General features: G+C 68.6%; 19 protein-coding genes and 1 riboswitch. Of the genes, 7 read left to right on the forward strand and 12 right to left on the reverse strand.

From position 1 onward, the window contains the following. Positions 1-23: 23 nt before the first annotated feature. Positions 24-1,430: an MFS transporter gene (locus tag ACWEOI_RS30600; RefSeq protein ID WP_452361820.1), complete on the reverse strand. Its 1,407-nt coding sequence runs from the start codon at positions 1,428-1,430 to the stop codon at positions 24-26. Positions 1,431-1,589: 159 nt separating this feature from the next. Here ACWEOI_RS30600 and ACWEOI_RS30605 point away from each other — a divergent pair, with 159 nt between their 5' ends. The 3 genes from ACWEOI_RS30605 to ACWEOI_RS30615 all read left to right on the forward strand — a co-directional run bounded on the left by ACWEOI_RS30605 (position 1,590) and on the right by ACWEOI_RS30615 (position 4,982). After that, the gene (locus ACWEOI_RS30605) at positions 1,590-2,498 is read left to right on the forward strand and encodes a LysR family transcriptional regulator (protein WP_452361821.1); all 909 of its coding nucleotides are present in this window, start codon (positions 1,590-1,592) and stop codon (positions 2,496-2,498) included. 98 nt (positions 2,499-2,596) lie between these two features. Next, positions 2,597-3,835, forward strand: coding sequence for a serine hydrolase (locus tag ACWEOI_RS30610; RefSeq protein WP_433673126.1), 1,239 nt, complete (start codon positions 2,597-2,599; stop codon positions 3,833-3,835). Between the two features lie 49 nt (positions 3,836-3,884). Further along, positions 3,885-4,982: an amidohydrolase family protein gene (locus ACWEOI_RS30615; protein ID WP_452361822.1), complete on the forward strand. Its 1,098-nt coding sequence runs from the start codon at positions 3,885-3,887 to the stop codon at positions 4,980-4,982. Between the two features lie 102 nt (positions 4,983-5,084). On the opposite strand, the gene ACWEOI_RS30620 is transcribed toward ACWEOI_RS30615, so the two are convergent. From ACWEOI_RS30620 to ACWEOI_RS30640, 5 genes are read right to left on the reverse strand one after another with little or no spacing between them, the layout of a single operon-like run. Continuing rightward, entirely contained in the window at positions 5,085-6,146 is a 1,062-nt protein-coding gene (locus ACWEOI_RS30620; protein WP_452361823.1) for a DNA polymerase domain-containing protein, read from the reverse strand. Beyond that, positions 6,143-7,243, reverse strand: a complete 1,101-nt coding sequence (locus tag ACWEOI_RS30625; RefSeq protein ID WP_452361824.1) for an ATP-dependent DNA ligase — start codon at positions 7,241-7,243, stop codon at positions 6,143-6,145. The genes ACWEOI_RS30620 and ACWEOI_RS30625 overlap by 4 nt, the downstream gene beginning before the upstream one ends. Positions 7,244-7,294: 51 nt before the next feature. Then, complete coding sequence (locus ACWEOI_RS30630) at positions 7,295-7,690, reverse strand: cold-shock protein (protein WP_357082156.1); 396 nt, start codon at positions 7,688-7,690, stop codon at positions 7,295-7,297. A gap of 43 nt (positions 7,691-7,733) precedes the next feature. Then, complete coding sequence (locus ACWEOI_RS30635) at positions 7,734-8,840, reverse strand: SPFH domain-containing protein (protein WP_452361825.1); 1,107 nt, start codon at positions 8,838-8,840, stop codon at positions 7,734-7,736. A 45-nt stretch (positions 8,841-8,885) separates the two neighbouring features. Next, the gene (locus tag ACWEOI_RS30640; RefSeq protein WP_357082152.1) at positions 8,886-9,104 is read right to left on the reverse strand and encodes a hypothetical protein; all 219 of its coding nucleotides are present in this window, start codon (positions 9,102-9,104) and stop codon (positions 8,886-8,888) included. 222 nt (positions 9,105-9,326) lie between these two features. Here ACWEOI_RS30640 and ACWEOI_RS30645 point away from each other — a divergent pair, with 222 nt between their 5' ends. Then, entirely contained in the window at positions 9,327-10,856 is a 1,530-nt protein-coding gene (locus ACWEOI_RS30645; RefSeq protein WP_452361826.1) for a DHA2 family efflux MFS transporter permease subunit, read from the forward strand. Between the two features lie 58 nt (positions 10,857-10,914). On the opposite strand, the gene mraY is transcribed toward ACWEOI_RS30645, so the two are convergent. Further along, the gene (gene mraY, locus ACWEOI_RS30650; protein ID WP_452361827.1) at positions 10,915-12,000 is read right to left on the reverse strand and encodes a phospho-N-acetylmuramoyl-pentapeptide-transferase; all 1,086 of its coding nucleotides are present in this window, start codon (positions 11,998-12,000) and stop codon (positions 10,915-10,917) included. Between the two features lie 83 nt (positions 12,001-12,083). On the opposite strand from mraY, the gene ACWEOI_RS30655 reads away from it, so the two are divergent. Beyond that, positions 12,084-12,923 (forward strand): helix-turn-helix transcriptional regulator, encoded by an 840-nt coding sequence (locus ACWEOI_RS30655; RefSeq protein ID WP_452361828.1) that lies wholly within the window; start codon positions 12,084-12,086, stop codon positions 12,921-12,923. 34 nt (positions 12,924-12,957) lie between these two features. On the opposite strand, the gene ACWEOI_RS30660 is transcribed toward ACWEOI_RS30655, so the two are convergent. Then, on the reverse strand, positions 12,958-13,392 hold the full coding sequence (locus tag ACWEOI_RS30660) for a TetR/AcrR family transcriptional regulator (protein WP_452361833.1): 435 nt from the start codon (positions 13,390-13,392) through the stop codon (positions 12,958-12,960). Positions 13,393-13,433: 41 nt separating this feature from the next. Between ACWEOI_RS30660 and ACWEOI_RS30665 the strand changes: the two genes are divergently transcribed. Both ACWEOI_RS30665 and ACWEOI_RS30670 read left to right on the forward strand, forming a co-directional pair. Further along, on the forward strand, positions 13,434-14,273 hold the full coding sequence (locus tag ACWEOI_RS30665) for an aldo/keto reductase (protein WP_452361834.1): 840 nt from the start codon (positions 13,434-13,436) through the stop codon (positions 14,271-14,273). A gap of 121 nt (positions 14,274-14,394) precedes the next feature. Then, a complete protein-coding gene (locus ACWEOI_RS30670) occupies positions 14,395-15,159 on the forward strand; it encodes an SDR family NAD(P)-dependent oxidoreductase (RefSeq protein ID WP_452361829.1) in 765 nt (254 codons plus the stop codon). Positions 15,160-15,269: 110 nt separating this feature from the next. Here the strand turns inward: ACWEOI_RS30670 and ACWEOI_RS30675 are convergent, their stop codons facing one another. From ACWEOI_RS30675 to ACWEOI_RS30690, 4 genes are all read right to left on the reverse strand, one after another. Then, on the reverse strand, positions 15,270-16,811 hold the full coding sequence (locus ACWEOI_RS30675) for an FAD-dependent monooxygenase (RefSeq protein ID WP_452361830.1): 1,542 nt from the start codon (positions 16,809-16,811) through the stop codon (positions 15,270-15,272). Between the two features lie 210 nt (positions 16,812-17,021). Further along, positions 17,022-17,735 carry an MgtC/SapB family protein gene (locus tag ACWEOI_RS30680; protein WP_433673137.1) on the reverse strand — a complete coding sequence of 238 codons (714 nt, stop codon included), beginning with the start codon at positions 17,733-17,735 and terminating at the stop codon, positions 17,022-17,024. Positions 17,736-17,955: 220 nt separating this feature from the next. Then, positions 17,956-18,129, reverse strand: a riboswitch (M-box (ykoK) riboswitch). Positions 18,130-18,222: 93 nt separating this feature from the next. Continuing rightward, positions 18,223-18,843, reverse strand: a complete 621-nt coding sequence (locus ACWEOI_RS30685; RefSeq protein WP_433673138.1) for a TetR family transcriptional regulator — start codon at positions 18,841-18,843, stop codon at positions 18,223-18,225. A 57-nt stretch (positions 18,844-18,900) separates the two neighbouring features. Beyond that, the gene (locus ACWEOI_RS30690) at positions 18,901-19,299 is read right to left on the reverse strand and encodes a hypothetical protein (protein WP_433673139.1); all 399 of its coding nucleotides are present in this window, start codon (positions 19,297-19,299) and stop codon (positions 18,901-18,903) included. Positions 19,300-19,815: the final 516 nt, after the last annotated feature.

Consider the following 19,815-nt stretch of genomic DNA (forward strand, 5'->3'; position numbering starts at 1 on the left):
ACCGACACCACCGCCGATCGCGGCTACCGGGCCACGCGACGCGACATCACCGCCTGCCCGAGCACGAGCACACCCGACACCAGCACCGCCACCCCGACCACCCGGAATCCGGCATCCGCGCCCGAAACGAACGCCGCGACAATCGCATCGGCACGCTCGGGCGCGAACGCGCGAGCCTGCGCCACGGTGTGCGCGCCACCCGCGCGGACCTCCGACGGGAGAGCGGCCACGAAACGGGAGGTCAGGACCGTGCCGATCACCGCGACACCCAACGCGCTCCCGAACTCGCGGGTCGTGGCCTGCAATCCCGCACCCACCCCGGCCAGCGACTGCGGCAACGCGCCGGTGATCGCCGCCGACAAGGTCGGAAGAGCCAGCGTCACACCGATTCCGGTGACCACCAGCCACACCGCGTACACCAGGTAGGAGGTGTGCAGGCCGGTGGTGGACAGACCCAGCAGGCCGCCGCCGACGAAACCGAACGCGATCGCGATCGTCGCATCCACCCCGATCCGGCCCGACAGCCGTCCGACATGGCGCGCGCCCACGATGACCGGAACCGTCAACGGAATGATGCCCAGCCCGGTGCGCAGCACCCCGAACCCTTTGGCGTACTGCAGGAACGACGCGTTCACATAGAACAGCGCGAACATCCCGAAGAACACCGCGGTCATGCCCAGGCAAGCGCTGCGCAACCCCGGCGACGCGAACAGTCGCGGATCCAGCAAGGGATGCTCCACCCGCAACTCGACCACCGTCCACACCGCGAACAGCACCGCCGCGCACCCGAATCCGGCGACCACCACGACACTGCCCCAACCCGCGACCGGACCCTCCACGATCCCGACCAGCAGCGCCACCGACGCCGCGACCAGCAACACCGTGCCCACCGGATCCAAACGGCGATCGTGGCGGCCCGACACCGGCGCGACCCATGCCACCAACGCGGCCAGCACCCCCGCCAATGGTGCCGCGGCCACGAACAGCCACCGCCACGATCCGCCCGAAAGGACCGCGCCGCCACCGACATTGCCCAGCACGCCGCCGATCCCGGTCATCGACGCCCACGTCGCGATCGTCGCGGGCTTGCGATCGGCCGGCACCGCGTGCAACAACACCGCCAACGTATTGGGCAACACCGCCGCCGCCCCGGCGCCGGTGATCGCCCGGCCCGCCAGCAACACGCCCACCGACGGCGCCAGCGCCGAGACCAGCGCGCCGACCGCGAACAATCCCAGCCCGGCCAGCAGCACCCCCTTGCGCCCGAACCGGTCACCGGCCGCGCCACCGGGAATCACCAGGCAGGCGAACACGATCACGTAGGTGTCCACGATCCACACCAGCGACGACGCCGACGGCCGCAGCGGACTCGCCGCCAGCATCGGAACGGCCAGATTGATCGCGGCCACCATCCCCACGACCAACACCACACACGCGCACATCAACGACACGAGCCCCCGCCGGACAACCGCATTGGGCGCGGTCACGGCCTGGGGGAGAAGGTTTGTTTGCATACAGTGCACGCTATGGACCAGGCTTACATCCGCGCGACGCAACTTCGGTAACCCAGAGTTGCATACGATGCAACAATGACCGAGCAGCTCGACCTGAACCTGTTGCGCGTCTTCGACGCCCTGCTCCAGGACGCCAGCGTCACCGCGGCCGCCGAACGCCTGCACCTGTCGATCCCCGCCACCAGCCGCGCCCTGGGTCGACTGCGCCGCGCCATGGGCGACCCCATCCTGGTGCGAGCCGGGCGCGCCATGGCCCCCACCCCGTTCGCGCTGCGCACCGCACCCCGCGTCCGGTCCCTCCTCGAAGAGGCCTCCGCCCTCATCAGCGCCGACCGCACCGTCGACCTCGCGGCACTGAAGCGCACCTTCGCCATCCGCATCAACGACGGCGTCGCCGCGACCCTGGTCACCGCCGCCGTCGCGGCCACCGCGGCCGCCGCACCCGGCGTGGTCCTGCGCTTCGTCCCCGAAGGCGACGAAAGCCTCGAAGCGTTACGTGACGGCACCATCGACCTCGACATCGGCGTCGACACCGCCGCCGCCCCCGACATCCACACCGCCGAGCTCTACCGCGAACACCTCGTCGGCATCGTCCGCGCCGAGCACCCGCTGGGCCGGCGCCGCCGCCCCACCCTGGCCCAACTCTGCAAACACCCGCACGTGTCCGCGTCGCGGCGCGGCCGCGCCCGCGGCCCCCTCGACGACGCGCTCACCGCCGAAGGTCTGCGCCGCCACGTCGCCGCCGTCGTGCCCACCTCCGCCCTTGCCGCCCTGCTGGTTTCACAGACCCCCTACGTCGGGCTGGTCCCGCACCGCCTCGCCACCCACTATGGCGACACCTTGGGCCTGCGCTGGTTCGACATCCCCGCGCCCCTGCCCGAAGTCGACATCCGGCTACGCTGGCACGCCCGCCTCGACGCGGACCCCGCCCAACGCTGGCTCCGCGACACCTTGCGCACCGCCCTGGGTTCACCGGGCGCATAACGGTTCCCACTTCGCCAGGTCCGAAACCCCCAATCCCGCGCCAAAATTGTCCCAGACACACCTTGCCGGGGTGGTGGTGGCGCCGCTACCGTGGATCGATGACGACCCACAGCTCCGCCACCGCTGCCGGACTGCCCGCCGGAGTACACGGCGCCGCCGACCCCCGATTCGATTCCGCCATACGGACATTCGCCCGCGTCCTGGCCGGACGCCGCGGCAACGGCGGCGCACTCGCGGTGTATCAGGACGGCGAACTGGTCGTCGACATCCACGCCGGCGCCGCCGACGCCCACGGCACACCCTGGACCGCCGACACCGGCGCCATGGTGTACTCCGCGTCCAAAGGTGTCTCGGCCACCGTCCTCGCGCGCCTGGCCGATCGTGGCCTGCTCGACTACGACGCCCCCGTCGCCGAGTACTGGCCCGAATTCGCCGCCAACGGCAAAGGCCGGATCACCGTCACCGAACTGCTCAGCCACCGCGCCGGACTCTCGGGCCTGCCCGCCGTCACCCCCGACGAAGTCCTCGACCACGAACTCATGGAACAACGCCTCGCGGCCGCGAAACCCGATCACCTGCTGGGCAAACCGATCTACCACGCACTCACCATCGGCTGGCTCATGGCCGGCCTCGCCCGCGCCATCACCGGCCACGACATGACCCGCCTCTACCGCAGCGAGGTCGCCGAACCCCTCGGCGTCGACGGCATCCACCTGGGCCGCCCACCCGCCGGATCCCGCACCCGCCCCGCCGACCTGGTCGGATCGCTGAAAAACCTGGCCGAGCACACCATTCCGGGCCCGGTCGCCACCGCCGTCCCGCAACTGCCGCGCCTGCTGCGCTCCCCGATCTCCTCCATCTACGTCCCCGGCCTGGAATCGATCTTCCGCGGCGACCGCCCCACCATCCTCGACACCGCCCTGCCCGCCGGCAATGCCGTGTGCACCGCGCCCGCCCTGGCCAAGATGTACAGCGCCCTCGCAGGCGGCGGCACCGTCGACGGCCGCACCTACCTGTCGCCGGAAACCGTTCGGGGCCTGCAACGAATCCGCACCTACCAGCTCGACCGCGCCCTGGTCATCCCGTTCTGGCACGTCGGCTACCACAGCTTCCCGTCCCCGCACGCCCCGCGCGGCTACGGGCACATGGGGTTGTTCGGATCGATGGGCTGGGCCGACCCCGACTCCGGTGTGGCCGTCGGATTCGTGCACAACCGCATGTCCGCGGGCTGGAGTCCGGTCGACCAAACCCTTTTCGTGGCCCTGCTGCACCTGATCCTGCGCGGCGCCCGCCAACCCGCCGCACTCGCCGTCGAGCGCACCGCCGGAGCCGCCTGACCCGCGAGTCGATCTTGCCCACTGCTGCAACGGGTTCTAGATTGGCTGCATGCAGGGGGAGTCGAACCACAAGCTGGCCATCCGAAACGTCCGAATCTTCGACGGCCACACCATCACCGCACCGACCACGGTCGTCATCGACGGCACCGTCATCGGAACCGACCCCGTCGGCGCCGAACACCTCGACGCCGACGGGGCCATCCTCATCCCGGGCCTCATCGACGCCCACATCCACCTCGACAGTCCGCACGCGCTGGATACCTATGCCGCCCACGGCGTCACGACCGCACTCGACATGGGATCGGTCGACACCGCCCTGATCGAGCAGGCGCGCGCCCGCACCGCCACGACCACCCTGCGCTGCGCCGGAGCGCCGATCATCGGTTCCGCGGGCGTGCACGCCCACGTCCCCGGCATCGCCGACGTCGCCGGCATCGCTCACCCCGACGACGCCGAAGCCATGGTGGCGCAGCGCGTCTCGACCGGCAGCGACTACATCAAGCTGGTCCTGGAAGCCCCCGGCGAAGGCGGGCCCGACGCCGACACCACCAAGGCCGTCGTCACCGCCGCCCACGCCCGCGGCCTGACCGTCGTCGCCCACACCTCCACCCCCGGCGCGTACGCCATGGCGATCGACGCCGGAGTCGACGCCCTGACCCACGTCCCCATCGGCGCCCGCCTGCCTGCCGCCGACATCGATCGCCTGGCGACCGGCGCCCACGTGGTGATCCCCACCCTCGTCATGATGGAAGGCGTCGCCGACATCCACGGCGTCGCACAGTATTTCCCCGCGTCACTGAAGACCGTCGGCGTCCTGCACGCCGCGGGCGTCCCCATCCTCGCCGGCACCGACGCCAACCAGATGACCGGCATCCCCGTCCACCCACCCCAGGGCGCGAGCCTGCACCACGAACTCGAGCTCCTCGTCCGGGCCGGCCTCAGCCCCGCCGACGCCCTCAACGCCGCCACCGCGCTGCCCGCCCGCCACTTCGGCCTCACCGACCGCGGCGCCATCACCCCGGGCCTGCGCGCCGACCTGGTCCTGCTCGACGCCGACCCCCTCGCCGACATCACCGCCACCCGCGCCATCCGCACGATCTGGTGCGCGGGAACCGAACACGCACCCGCGCAGACACTCTCGGCCTAGCCCATGCCCGCCACCCGTCGGCGTCGCGCCCGCGGGTGGGCACTGTTCCTCGTCGGATCGGCGGTGACGGCCGCGGCGGTGCTGTGACGAGCCGCCCGGAAGCTAGTCGGCGTCCTTGCGGGCCTTGCTCGGCTGCACGCGCGGCGGCTCATTGGGCATCTTCGGATACACCGGCGGCCACGGGGCGTCCATCAAGCCCGCGGCCATGTCCTTGTCCGACATCTCCAACAGCGGAGCCAGCGACTGCGGGGTGCGGTCGGCCCACGGATCGCCCAGTTCGGCGACACGGGCCGGGACGGTGGCGATGGTCAGGTCATCGGGCACGATCGTGGCCAGCTCGTCCCAGGAGATCGGGGTCGAGACCTGCGCGCCGACCTTCGGGCGCGCGCACCACGCGCCGAAAACCGTTTTGTGCGGGGCATTCTGGTTGAAATCGACGAACACCCGCGAGCCGCGCTCCTCTTTCCACCACGCGGCGGTGATGTCGTCGGGGTGGCGGCGTTCGAGTTCACGCGCCAGCGCGACCGCCGCCGCCCGAACCTGGTAGCCGTCCCATTCCGGCTTCAACATCGCGTACAGGTGCAGGCCCCGCGAACCGGAGGTCTTCACGCGCACATCGATACCCAGTTCGGTGCACAGCTCGCGGGTCGCGAACGCCGCGGCCCGCAGATCGTCGAAACCGATGCCGGGGGAGGGATCCAGATCGATGCGCAGCTCATCGGTGACACCGGTGGGCGGCAGCACATTCCCCGCCGCGTCGAGCACCGGCGGGAACGTGGACGCCGCCTCGGCGCCGGCGTGGGTGGGCCAGACGTGGAAACCCAAGCAGCCCAGGTTGACCGCCCACACGATGTGCGCCATATCGACCGCGACCAGCGCGTCACTGGTGGTGCCGTTGGGGGTGGACACGACCGTGGTCTGCAACCAGTCCGGCGCCGAGGACGGAACCCGCTTCTGGAACCACGACTTGCCCGACGCCCCGTCCGGGTAGCGCTCCAGCAGCACCGGCCGCCCGCCGATGGTCCGCATGATCGGATCGGCAACGGCCAGATAGTAATTCACCAGATCCAGCTTGGTGTCCCCGCGCTTGGAGAAATACACCTTGCCCGGATTCGACACCGGCACCGTGCGCCCGGCGACCTCGATCTGCACCGAATCACTCACCGCGCGGTCCCTTTCGAGTTTCTGGCCTCGGCGAAGATATCGGCCAGCTCGGCGGGCGCGACCTCGTCGAGCTGAGCGTAGGTACACGATTCGGGGGTGCGGTCACTGCGGAACCGCGCCAGCCGCCCGCCGTGGCGGAACCGCCCGGCCATCACATGCTCGTAGCGCACCTCCGCCACCAGCTCCGGCCGCAACGCCTCCCACGACAGATCCTTGCCGCCGGTCCAGCGGCTCACCCCGCCCGGCATCTTCCCGTCGGCCTTGGCCTGGGCGGCGGCATCGGCCCAGGAACGCCACGGATGGTTCTCCAGGGCGTTCTCCCGCAGCGGGGCCAGCTCGTCGACCAGTTCCTTGCGCCGGGCCGCGGTGAACGACGACGCCACCCCGACATGATGCAGATTGCCCTCGCCGTCGAACAGGCCCAGCAGCAGCGATCCCACCCCTTGGCCGTCCTTGTGCCAGCGGAACCCGGCGACCACACAGTCGGCGGTCCGCTCATGCTTGATCTTGAGCATTACCCGCTTGTCCTGCAGATACGCCAGATCCGACGCCTTGGCCATCACCCCGTCGAACCCCGCGCCCTCGAACCGGGTGAACCAGTCCGCGGCGACATCGGGATCATCGGTGATCGGCGTCAGATGCGTGCCCGGATGTGAGCCGTCGAGCACCGTCTCGAGCAGTGCGCGCCGCTCGGCGAACGGCCGCCCGGTCAGATCCTCGTCACCCAACGCCAGCAGGTCGAAGCCCACGAAACTGGCGGGGGTCTCCGCGGCCAGCTTCTTCACCCGCGACGCCGCCGGATGCAGCCGCTGCTGCAGCGTGTCGAAATCCAGGCCGTTCTCGGTGACGACCACGATCTCCCCGTCCACCACGCACCGCGGCGGCAGCGCCTGACCCAGTAGTTCCACCAGTTCGGGGAAATACCGGGTCAGGGGCCGATCATTGCGGGAACCCAGCTCGATCTCGGGTCCGTCGCGGAACACGATGCAGCGGAAGCCGTCCCATTTCGGTTCGAACCGCAGCCCCGGATCCCGGGGCAGCTCCGACACCGATTTGGCCAGCATCGGTTTCACCGGCGGCATGACGGGCAACAGCACACGGCCTCCTCGGTTCGCGGCGGATCCGAGACCGATCGTAATGCGAACCGGTCAGTTTTCGAGCCACCCGTGCGCGTCGGCAAAGGAGGTGAGCCGATCCCGAATCGTGATGATCTCCGCCGCCGTCAGCTGCGGCGAGGCGTCCAACAGCAGTTCGGTGATCAACCGGCGATGCTCGGCCGCGGTCATCTGGCCCGCCGCGCGATGCTCCTTGGCCTTGTGCCGCACCGGCGCGGCCGCCTGACCGGGCACCACCGCCAGATTGATCGCCTTCGGACCCCGATCACCCTCGGTCACATCGAATTCGAAAACCCGCCCCTGGCGCAGCTCGTCCTCATCCAACCCGATGTCGTTGACATGCACGAACACATCCGGGCCGCCGTCTTCCGGACGGATGAACCCGAAACCCCGAGAGCTGTCGAACGACACCAATTTCCCGATGGACACCTAAACACCCGCTCCTCGTCGCCGCGTCCCTCTGGCGGTCACTCTAGTCCGCGGGCTGATCATTGTTGGAGGAAAGTGCCTTTTGCAACGAATTGAAGACCGTCAACCCCTGGCCCACCATCCCGTTGACGATCTCCGACACCCCGTCGGGACCATTGAGCACCGTCAGGTTCGCCTTCGACAGCCCGCCCGCGGCCTGCTTGACGATCTCGGGCAACTGCTCGATCAACAGCTGATCGAGCGCGATCCGATTGTTCGACGCCGCCGCCTCGGCCTGGATCCGGGTGCGATCGGCCTCGGCCTCGGCGAGAATGCGCACCCGATCCGCCTCTGCCAGAGCGGGTTTGACCACCTCGGCCTGCAGCTGCTGCTCCCGCAGCTCCGCCTGCTTGCGCGCCTGCTCGGCCTGGGCGGCGAGCACCTCCTGCATGGCGGTGGCCTGCGCGAGCGGGCCCGCCTGCGCGGCTTCGGCATTGGCCTTGTCGATATCGCGCTGATACTGCGCGCGCAGGATCGCGGTCTCGCGCTGGTATTCGGCCTGCTTGCGCTGGGACTCCTGCTCGGCCTGGGCGGCCAGCTGGGCGGCGGCGGCCTGCGCGATCTGCGCGTCCCGCTGCACCGCGGCATTGTGCGGGGCGGCCAGGGCGGTGATGTAGCCCAGATTGCCGTCGTCGATGTGCTGGATCTGGAACGAGTCCACCCACAACCCGATATTGCTCATCTCCACCTTCGAGGCCACCAGCACCTCGTCGGCCAGCTTCTGGCGCTCGCGAATGATCTCCTCGACCGTCATCGACCCCACGATCGAGCGCAGATGACCGGAGAAGATGCGCCCGGTCAGCACACTCATCTCCTTCTCCTGCTCGGACAGGAACCGTTGCGCCGCATTGACGATCGACTGCTCGTCATTGGCGACCTTGAACGCGATCACCGCCCGCACATCGAGCTGGATGGCCTGCTTGGTGACGCAGCGTTCCCCGATCTCGGCCTCGAACATCGCCAGCGACAGATACCGCACCTTGCGGAACAACGGCACCACCCAGGCGCCGTGACCGATGATCACCCGGAACGGCGCGCCGCCGTCCTTGCCGTGACGGCCACCGCTGACCAGCATTGCCTCATCGGGATCGGGTACGTGATAACCCAGCATCGTGTGTGACTCCCCTCGAACGTGGTTCGAACCATTTCCGAACAATCAATCGCCCGGAAGCGGGACCCACGCAACAACATCGACGACACGACCGGGATGAACGGCGACCACCAGCACCGACGCACCGGCGGACAGCGGCTCGCGGGCACGCGCGATGTAGAGCTCGGTTCCCCCTCGGATGGCGACCTGCACCTCACCCAGAGCTCCCTCGCCCCGGATCGGCGAGGTCAGCGTACCGGTCAGGCCCACTACCGGGTCGGTCATCGAGAGTGTTCTCCTCGCCGTACTTCGCTGAGAACGCCAGGGTACGCGCGGTGCGCGTAGGGTTCGGCGGTCCGCCACGAACTTGCTCCAAGGTTGCTACTGCTCGGTATGCTTTGGGAATCCGACTCCGAAGCGACCTGTCCGCGGTAGAGAGGACCTGCGCATGGGCACCGAGAGAAAAATGTGCTGGTTTCACGGCCGACCGGCTGGCAGGCTGAAGCGGTGACCACCCCTCCGGATACCAAGGCGGCCGACTCCGCCGACGACAAGCTGGACATCGGCGTCTTCAAAATCGCCGGTGTCGTGGTGCTCGGCGCCATCATGTCGATCCTCGACGTCACGGTCGTGACCGTCGCCATCCCCACCTTCCAGCACGACTTCAACACGACCTACGCCATCGCCGCCTGGTCCATGACCGGCTACACCCTCGCGCTGGCCACCGTCATCCCCCTCACCGGCTGGGCCGCCGACCGATTCGGCACCAAACGCCTCTACATGATGGCGCTGGTGTTCTTCGTGATCGGCTCGGTGCTGTGCTCGACGGCCTGGAACATCGAGTCCCTCATCGCCTTCCGCGTCATTCAGGGTCTCGGCGGCGGCATGCTCATGCCGCTGGGTATGACGATCATGACCCACGCCGCGGGCCCCACCCGCATCGGCCGCGTCATGGCCGTGCTCGGCGTGCCCATGCTGCTGGGCCCCATCGGCGGCCCCATCCTGGGCGGCTGGCTCATCGACTCCTTCAGCTGGCACTGGATCTTCCTGATCAACCTGCCCATCGGCATCATCGCCCTGGTGCTGGCCTACACGATCTTCCCGCGCGACAATCCCGAACCGTCGCAGAGCTTCGACTTCCTGGGCATGCTGCTCGCCTCGCCCGGTCTGGCCGCCTTCCTGTTCGGTGTGTCCTCGATCCCCGGTGAAGGCACGATCAAGTCGGCCAAGGTGCTCATCCCCGCCATCGTCGGCGCGGGTTTGCTGATCGCGTTCGTCTTCCACGCGCTGCGCACCGAACACCCGCTCATCGACCTGCGGCTGTTCAAGAACAAATCGCTGCGCTACGCGGTCATGACCATGACCCTGTTCGCCATGGCGTTCTTCGGCTCCGGTCTGCTGCTGCCCTCGTATCTGCAGCAGGTGCGCGGTGAATCCACCCTGGCCGCCGGTCTGCTCATCGCACCGCAAGGCTTGGGTGCGATGCTGACCATGCCGATCGCCGGCCGCCTGGTCGACAAGATCGGGCCCGGCAAGATCGTGCTCACCGGCATCTCGATCATGACGCTGTCGATGGCCGCGCTGACGCAGGTCAAGGCCGACACCCCCTACCCGATGCTGTGCGGGGTGCTGTTCATCATGGGTCTGGGCATGGGCTGCACCATGATGCCGACCATGACCGCCGCCATCCAGACCCTCACCCACGGTGAGGTCGCGCGGGGTTCCACCCTGATGAACATCGTCAACCAGACGGCCGGATCCATCGGCACCGCAACCATTTCCGTGGTGCTGACCACCCTGCTCAACCACCGGCCCGAAGCCAAGATGGCCATCGGATCGAACTACGATCCGCGCATCTCCCAGCAGGTTCCGCCGCAGGTCCTCGCCGACGGCTTCGATCAAGCCGCCCAGGCGTTCGCCCACACCTTCGTGGTGGCCACCGTGCTGCTGCTGGCGACGCTGATCCCGGCGTTCTTCCTGCCGCGCACCAAACCGGCGACCCCGGCCGCGGCCGACGCACCCGCGGTCGTGCACTGAGCTGACACCGTCGAAAGCCCACCCGGAAACCCTTGTCCCGGGTGGGCTTTCGCGTTTCTCAGCGCCGCGGCCCCGACGAGGCCAGGTGCTCGGCGTAGAAGAACAGCAGCCCCGTCGCCGCCGAAATCGCCGCCAGCAGCCAGAACCGGATGATCACCGTGGTCTCCGGCCAGCCGGTCAGCTCGAAATGATGATGGAACGGGGCCATCTTGAACACCCGGGTGCGGGTGGTGCGGAACATGACGATCTGCAAGGCCACCGACGCGATCTCGGCCACGAACAACGCGCCGACCGCGACCATCAGCAGTTCGGTGCGCGTGGTGATCGACAACCCGGCCAGCAGTCCGCCCAATGCCAGCGACCCCGTGTCGCCCATGAAGATCTTCGCCGGAGCCGCGTTCCACCACAGGAATCCCACGCACGCCGCCGCGCCCGCCGCGCACACCACCGACAGATCCAGCGGATCACGCACCGTGTAGCAGCCCGGCACCGCCCTGGTCGCGCACGCGTGCGCATACTGCCAGAACGTGATCAGCACATACGAACCCAGCGCCAACCCCACCGAACCGGCCGCCAAACCATCCAGACCGTCGGTGATATTGACCGCGTTCGACCACGCCACCACGATGATGCACGCCACCAGCAGAAACCCCGCCACCGCCAGCGACACCGTCGAGATGTCGCGCACGATCGAGATCTGCTTGCTGCCCGGCGTCAGCCCCGACCCGCCGCGGAACCGCAACGCCAGCACCCCGAACACCACCGCCGCGCACAACTGCCCGACCATCTTGCCCGACGCCGTCAACCCCAGCGAGCGCCGCTGCGACAACTTGATCGCGTCATCGGCGAACCCCACCGCGCCCAACGCCGTCGCCAACCCCAGCACCAGCAGCCCCGACGCCGACGCGCCCCGCCCGTCGAAATGCCGCCCCACCAGCGACGCCGCCCCGTACCCGCACCAGATCGCGACCAGGATCGCCACCCCGCCCATGGTCGGGGTGCCCCGCTTGGACAGATGACTCGACGGGCCGTCCGAGCGGATCGCCTGCCCCCACCGCTGCCGCGTGAACAGCCGAATCAGCAACGGCGTCACCGTGATCGACACCACCAGCGCCACCAGCGCCGCCACCAGAATCTGCCGCATCGCACCCCCTCGAAACCCGAAATCCGGTCACATGCTAACCGCCGCCGGAACGAAAGGGGCCCCCGTGATTGTTAGCGTGAGATATGACCACCCCGGGTGCGCGCCGCGACCAACTGCGAGAGTTCCTGCGCGACAGACGCGCCCGCATCACCCCCGACCAGGTCGGACTCCCCACCGCCGGCCGCCGCCGCACCCCCGGCCTGCGCCGCGAAGAACTCGCCCTCCTCGCCGGAGTCGGCGTCTCCTGGTACACCTGGCTCGAACAGGGCCGCGACATCACCGTCTCCACTGACGTCCTCGACGCCATCGCCGCCGCCCTGCTCCTCGATGACACCGAACGCGCCCACCTCTATATCCTTTCCGGCCTCAACCCGCCCTGCCGCGGCGGCGACACCGGCAGCGACATCACCCCCGAAACCCGCAACCTGCTCGACGCCTGGGGAACCCGCCCCGCCGTCCTGCGCAACCGCTACTGGACCGTCCTGGCCTACAACGACGCCGCCCGCGCCGTCTTCGGCTACGACGGCCCCGGCCACAACTGCCTCATCACCTACTTCACCAACCCCCGCTACCTGGCCATGACCGACCACTGGCAGCAGGCCGCCCCCGCCGTCGTCGCCGCCTACCGCGCCGACACCGCCCCCTGCCCCGACGACCCCGGCTTCGACGCCATCATCACCGACCTGGCCCACCGCAGCCCCGAATTCGCGGCCTTGTGGTCCCGCCACGACGTCGGCACCCCCACCCAAGCAGTCAACGCCCTCCAACACCCCGAAGTAGGCGAACTCCACTTCGACACCACCACATTGACCCTCGCCGACCGCCCCGGCCAACACATGGTCCTCTACAACCCCCGCCCGAGCACCGGCACCGCCGAAGCCCTCGACCACCTCCACCGCCTCCGCCTGGCACCACCCGCGTGACGGGCATGTCGACTGGCGCGCCCTGGATGAACGTCTAGGGGTCCGGGCGGTCGTCTGTGGTGGAACGGGTTGCGGGGAAAAGTCTTTCGACAGCGGTCACGATGGCCGCGCGGCGCGCGAGGGCGAACTCCGACGGCGTACCGGTGGCGGCGGAGTTGTTCAGGCCCGGCTGGTCGGCCCAGGCCATGGCGAGTTGATTGACGAACATCAGGATGTCGAGTGGATCCCAGGACGGATCGAGGTGTCCATCCTGCTGTGCGCGGCGGATCTGCGCGGTCTTGCGGATCACGGTGTCGCGGGTGGCGTCGTCGGGATCGGTGCCGGCGAATTCGAGTTGGCCCCAGCGCATCAGGAGAAGGTTCTCGCGGTGGGCGGTGAAGTAGTCGTGGATGCGGCCCGCGTAGCCCGGTAGGTCGGTCGGGTCCAGGCGGGTGGCCTCGGCGACGGCGTCGAGTTCCTGAGCGGCGATGAAGCGGTAGAGCTCTCGACGACGAGCGGTCGGTCACCGCGATTCGGCGAGCACACGAGCTCGGCGTCGACTTCTTCGACACCGCCGAGATGTACGGGTGGGGTGAGGGGGAGAGGCTGCTGGGCCGCGCCCTGGCCCCGGTGCGCGACGAGGTGGTGATCGCCACCAAATTCGGGTTCACTCGCGAGTTCGGCACCGATTCGCGCCCCGAGCACATCCGCGAGGTCGTGGAGAACAGTCTGCGCAACCTCGCCGTGGACAGCATCGATCTGCTGTATCAGCACCGCGTGGACCCGGCGGTCCCGATCGAGGACGTCGTGGGCGCCATGGCCGAGCTCGTCGCGGCGGGCAAGGTGAAATACCTCGGACTGTCCGAGGCCGGGCCCGAACAGATCCGCAAAGCCCATGCGGTGCACCCGATCTCGGCGTTGCAGACCGAGTACTCGATCTTCGCCCGCGACGCCGAACCGCTGTTCGGGCTGCTCGAGGAACTCGGCATCGGATTCGTCGCCTATTCCCCGCTCGCCCGCGGCTTCCTCACGGGCGCCGTGCAACCGATCGACGACTACGACCCCACCGACTTCCGCCGCCGACTGCCCTGGTGGAGCCCGGAGCACTACGCCGCCAACATCGACATCGTCGAGCAGCTCACCGAGCTCGCGAAATCCCACGGCGCCACCGTGTCCCAGCTGGCGCTGGCCTGGCTCCTGGCGCAGAAGGACTACATCGTCCCGATCCCCGGCTCTCGCAATCCCGACCGCGTCACCGACAACATCGCGGCCGCGGACCTCAACCTCAGCGCCGCGGACCTCGCCCGAATCACCGACATCGCACCCACCGGCGGACACGGAGGCCGCGGCACACCCTCACCCTGGCTCTGACTCACTCGCTGTTGGCGCGTCGGGGCCATCCAGCAGGAGCGCAGCCACGTGAAGGTGGTGGTGTCACACCCACGATAAGCACGCACTGTTTGCCCACTGCGTCGCCCGGCACGCTGAAGGCATGACGCACAAAGGATCCCGCTTCGAGAACAAGATCGCACTCATCACCGGGGGTAGTAGTGGCATGGGGCTGGCCACGGCGCAGCGCCTCATTGCCGAAGGTGCGGAGGTGATCATCACTGGGCGGGACAAGAGCCGGCTCGACGCAGCTGTCGCTGAGCTGGGGGAGCGTGCCATCGCCGTCCCTGGCGATGTGACCGGCAGCGAGGATCTTGCTGCGCTGGCCCATACTGCCACAGAGCGGTTCGGGCGGCTGGATGTGGCGTTCGTGAATGCGGGGGTTGGGGCGTTTCAGTCGTTCACCGGCGTCACTCCCGATGAGTTCGATCGGATTGTGGCGCTCAACTTCAAGTCGGTGTTCTTCACCATCCAGCACGTGCTGCCGTTGATGTCGGCGGGTGGTGCGATCGTCATCAATGCCTCGTTCGCCACCTATCGGGGTGCGCCTGGTACCGCTCTCTATACCGCCACCAAGGCCGCGATCGATTCGCTGGCGCGTACGCTCGCGGCGGAGTTGGCGCCCAAGGGGATTCGGGTGAATTCCATCAGCCCCGGCTACACCGATACCCCGGCCTTCCGTGCCGAGACCACGCCGGAGACCCAAGCTGAGGCGGCTTCGCGGGTGGCGCTCGGTCGCATCGGCACCTCCGGCGATGTGGCCGCTGCGGTCGCGTTCCTGGCCTCCGCTGACGCCTCCTACATCACCGGCCAGGATCTGCTTGTGGACGGCGGGCTCACCTCCGTCATCCCCTCGGCCATGGTCTGAACCTGGCCCGGTGGCCGGAACCTGGTGTGGTGCAGAGCATCCGCTATTGCTGAGATCGCCGCTGCGGCGGCTGCGATGCGGCGTTCAGGATCGCAGCCGCCGATTCTGGATTACTGAACGGCCGCCGTCAGCGGTGCACCGAACCAACCTCCGAGCGCTTCGCGCAGCGATTCCGCGGCAGATCCGGCGGGTTCCTCGATGGGCGCGGCCCAGGCGATGTGGCCGTCCGGGCGGATGAGCAGCGCGGCCTCGGGCCGCTCCTCCGTTGTGGCGGTGTGGATTTCGACGCGGTCCTGCCAGGCTTCGGCGATCTCCCGAAGCTCCGGGCGCTCGGCGAGGATCAGCAGAATCGGCCGGGCGGTGCGCATGAGCACGGCGACGCTGCTCTCGCCCTGCTCGGTGTGCAGCACGAGATCGGGCGCGAAAGCGCCGATCAGGGCGTGCCGGTCGGATCCGGACTGGGGGTACCGGGTGCAGTTGCCCGCGATCAGGTCACCCACCCGCCGCAACGCCGGCTCGTCGGTGGTCAGTTCCTGGAACAACTGCCGCAGGCCTTCGGACGCGGCATCCTGCCCACGCCGCAACGCCACCTGCGCCCGAGCCTGCATGCGGGTGCGCGCACCGGCCGCGTGCCGCTCCTCGTGGTAGGTGTCCAGCAGACCTTCCGGCGCCCAGCCATTGATCTCGGCGCCCAGCTTCCACGCCAGGTTCACCGTGTCGAGCATGCCCGCATTGAGCGCGACACCGGTGGATGGGAACAGATGCGCGGCGTCACCGGCTACCATGATCCGCCCGGCCCGGTACTGTTCGGCCTGCCGATCCTTGAAGGTGAAGCGCGACAACCGCTTCGCGTCCCTCATCGGAATCTCCGCACCCAGCACCCGGCGAACGCTGTCCTGCAGTTCGTCCAGGGTCATCGGTACATCGTCGTCGTATTCCGCGGTCTCGTCCTCGGTGGTCGACAGGTGCAGCGCTCCGTCCGGCGTGCTCGCGAAGGCCAGCTGACCGTTCTCGGTCCGGGTGAATCCCGCTGCGACCCGCCCGAATCCGGGCACCTCGAGGTCGCCGTTCTCGTACACGGTCACGCCGTCGCCCACCGACACCTGAGCCAGCCGCACGACCTCCGGATAAGTGGTGCCGGAGAAAACGATTCCCGCCATCTCGCGAATACGGCTGCGCCCACCATCGCAAGCGACCAGATACCGCGCCGTCACCGTGTACGCCCCGTCCGGCCCGGTCACCTCCGCGGTCACCGTCTCATCGTCCTGCCGCACCACGTCCACTCGATGCCCACGCCGGATCTCCGCCCGCAATTCGCCGGCGCGTTCAGCGAGCAGTCGTTCGATCTCCATCTGTGCCATCGGCAGCACCTTCATCGGCGCTTCCGCCATCCGCGTGAAGTCCATGTGCATCCCGCCGAACGGCAACCGCAACGGCGGATACGGATCGGCGCTGGCGGCCTCGAACCGATCCAGCAATCCGCGATACCGCAGCAAATCCAGAATCCGGCCACCGATCCCACTGGCCTTCGGCACATCCCAGAGTTGCGGATGCCGCTCCAGCACCAGCGGCCGTACTCCGGCCAGGCGCAGTTCACCGGCCAGCATCAGCCCGGTCGGGCCGGCGCCGACGATGATCACATCGGTGTCCATGACTCGCAATCCACACTCCTGTTTTCCGCGGTTGATCGACTACGAGCAGCGATTCTGCGGCATGCCCCCGGCCTTGCGGCAAGCCCCCGGGTGCGCTATATGTTGGAAGGGGAAATAGAACCTCCGGTTTCTGGTTTGGCCCGATGGGTGCCGAACCTCCTGTACGACAAGATGAATCCCGCGTCGGGACACTGTCGAATTCGATTGAGCTCACTGCTCGGCTTCCACCGGCCGCGGCACCGTGCGCCAGCCGACGCTGGTCACCGACGGCTCCAGGCTCAGACGGCTCACCGCGGACTCCATCTGGCGATCGTCGCGACGATCGCCGGTGAGCTCGGCCCGCACCTGCACCCGCCCCGGGGACGTGTCATGACTGGAGATGGACACCAGCCGGAAGTCGGTGCGCGTCAACGACTGCACCAGCAACGCCCGCACCTGTGCCTCGTGCGCGTCGTCGGTGTCGGCGTGGAAGGCGTACAGAGCGTCCTGCGCGTCGGTGCCGTCGGCGAGCGGACGATCCACCGACCGGGCGACCGTGCGCAGCGCGGTATTGACCACCACCACCGCGACCGTGCCCGCCGCGGCCGTCGAGTACATGCCCGCACCCGCCAGCGCGCCGACCGCGGCCGAACACCACAGCGTGGCAGCGGTATTGAGGCCGCGGATATTGAACCCGTCGCGCAGGATCACGCCCGCGCCCAGGAAGCCGATACCCGAAACAATCTGCGCCGCAACGCGAGTCGGGTCGGCGGTGGCGCCGTTGAAGCCGTGCGCGGACAGCAGCACGAACAGGGTCGCACCGGCGGCGACCAGTGCGTTGGTGCGCAGCCCGGCCATGCGAGCCCGGAACTGGCGCTCGAATCCGATGATCGCGCCCAACCCGACACCGGTGGCCAGGCGGAGCAGCATTTCCCAGGTGGTCATCTCGATCTCCCAGCGGATGACGGCGCACTCGAAGTCGGACGCTACCGGGTGTGCGGCAGCGGCCGGAGGATTAATGGAGTGTCGCCTGGTGAACGATTGGCTAACGGAACTCGGTCCGGTCCATCGGGCACGACCACCACCTCCTCGACACACAGGCGCAGCGCGACCACCAGGTCGCGTACATGCCGGGGGAGTGGGACCGGCGGGGAATCGCCGGCACGGGTACCACCCCTCGTAAGACCTTCAGCACTCCACGGCGTAACCCGCCACCAGGGCGGGAGCCGGTCGGGGCATCCCCTTAGCTCGGGGAAGCCTGTCCTGATCCGGGGCGTCTCTCGACGTTCGGGATCGCCGGCCTGTATCCGTGAAGGAGCCTCAGCTAACGACGGCACCTTGCGTCAGCGAGTAAACACCTCCGCGCCGCGCCTCGCAACCCGATGTGACCGCGGTCGCCCGCATCCACGCCGCAACCGGGCCGGTGGGAGAGTCAGCGATACATGCCGCGATAGGCGTCGATGGTCGCCACCAGATGGTCCACGATCTGATCGCGCGTGGCGCGCAGCGTGCCATTGAGCCACGCCGAGAACATGCCCGCATTACCGCTGGCCATGGTGACCGCGGCCAGCCGCCGCCGCACCGGATCGTCGATGTGGGCGAACAGGTGATCCTGGATCAGGCGGGTGAACGCGGGCATCACCGCGATCGTGGTCTGTCCCAGCCCCGTCGACGAATACGGCTCCACCAGGAACAGCCGTGACTTGCGCGGATCCTGCAGCACCTTGTCCACCAGCGCTTCCGACAGCGCGCGATCCCGATCGCGATCATCGGCGACCGCGAACGCCGTCATCGGATCCAGGAACTCGTCGGCGATCTGGCGATACAGCACGTCGAGCAGTTCGTCGCGGCTGGCGAAGGATTCGTAGAAGTAGCGGTCGGTCAGCGTGGCGCGCCGGCACACCGCGCGCATGGTGACCGCGCCCGCCCCGGATTCGCCGATCAGGTCCAGTGCGGCCTCGAGCAGCGCGGTGCGGCGCGCCTCACGGCGTTCGGTGAGGGTCGTTCCGCCCCAGATGCGGGGCTCCTCGGCGGGAGGCTGCTCGGTCTGCACCGGGTCAAGAGTAATGCCCGGGCCCGGGTGTGAGCGCACACCCGGCCCCGGACCGGCTCACTTGGTGACCACGCACGCGCTGCCGAGGTTGATGCCGGTGCCGACCGTGACCACCGCCCACTGCGAGCCGTTGTAGGTCCAGGCCTGCACGTAATGGGTGCCCGTGGAGGTCGGCGTCCAGCTCGAGGTGGCGGTGCCGCCGCTACCCAGGCTGAACTGCTGCGGACTGAACGTCGCCGAGGCGCTGTCGTAGAGCCACACGTACTCGTTGGGGCTGCCGTTGACGGTGACCGTGTAGGCGCAGTTGGTGCCGTAGCCGCCGCCGATGCTGGTGCCGGTCGCGATGGTCACGCTGCTGACGTAGGCCGACGCGTCGGGCGCGGCGAGCACGAGCGCCGCGGCCGCGGCGCTACAGGTGGCGAACACGGACACGGCCGAGGTGCGTGAGCGGATCATTGTCGATCATCTCCCCAGATGAACGGGATGAATGAGAAAACTGCGACGCCATTGGCGCATAGAGGCAAGTGTCCGGGTTCAGCACCCCCGACATGCGCGTATCGGGACTACTCGGTGCGAACCAGTAACCCCGCCAACGCAATTCGCGATCTCCGGCAATCAGTCGGCTGTCCAGGATCGAGGCCGAAAGGCGGGGGTTCCCCTAACAATCCCCTAATTCGCTTGCTCGCAGCGCAATTCAGCTACTACATCGCTAACGTTCCGATTGTCCGAATCGCCCGGGTGACGAAGCGCAGACACCCACCGGCGATCGGACACCGCGCGAGTCCTCTTCCCCGAGACTCGCCTCCCGCGTCCCCGCCGCGCAGCGGGCGCCGCGAACCCCGGCGTGGGGGGGGGGGGGCCCCCCCCCCCCCCCCCCCCCCCGCGCGCAAGCGGGCGGGGGGGCCCCAACGACAACCCGCCCTCACGCTGAATCGCAATCTGATACCCCACCGGATTTATTTTGTGTTTGTG

This window comes from Nocardia sp. NPDC004340, assembly GCF_053602575.1.

Coding starts and splice junctions, on each gene's coding strand:
- ACWEOI_RS30605 (WP_452361821.1), top strand. CDS start 1,590: ATGACCGAGCAGCTCGACCTGAACCTGTTGCGCGTCTTCGACGCCCTG.
- ACWEOI_RS30610 (WP_433673126.1), top strand. CDS start 2,597: ATGACGACCCACAGCTCCGCCACCGCTGCCGGACTGCCCGCCGGAGTA.
- ACWEOI_RS30615 (WP_452361822.1), top strand. CDS start 3,885: ATGCAGGGGGAGTCGAACCACAAGCTGGCCATCCGAAACGTCCGAATC.
- ACWEOI_RS30635 (WP_452361825.1), bottom strand. CDS start 8,840: ATGCTGGGTTATCACGTACCCGATCCCGATGAGGCAATGCTGGTCAGC.
- ACWEOI_RS30640 (WP_357082152.1), bottom strand. CDS start 9,104: ATGACCGACCCGGTAGTGGGCCTGACCGGTACGCTGACCTCGCCGATC.
- mraY (WP_452361827.1), bottom strand. CDS start 12,000: ATGCGGCAGATTCTGGTGGCGGCGCTGGTGGCGCTGGTGGTGTCGATC.
- ACWEOI_RS30655 (WP_452361828.1), top strand. CDS start 12,084: ATGACCACCCCGGGTGCGCGCCGCGACCAACTGCGAGAGTTCCTGCGC.
- ACWEOI_RS30670 (WP_452361829.1), top strand. CDS start 14,395: ATGACGCACAAAGGATCCCGCTTCGAGAACAAGATCGCACTCATCACC.
- ACWEOI_RS30675 (WP_452361830.1), bottom strand. CDS start 16,811: ATGGACACCGATGTGATCATCGTCGGCGCCGGCCCGACCGGGCTGATG.
- ACWEOI_RS30680 (WP_433673137.1), bottom strand. CDS start 17,735: ATGACCACCTGGGAAATGCTGCTCCGCCTGGCCACCGGTGTCGGGTTG.
- ACWEOI_RS30690 (WP_433673139.1), bottom strand. CDS start 19,299: ATGATCCGCTCACGCACCTCGGCCGTGTCCGTGTTCGCCACCTGTAGC.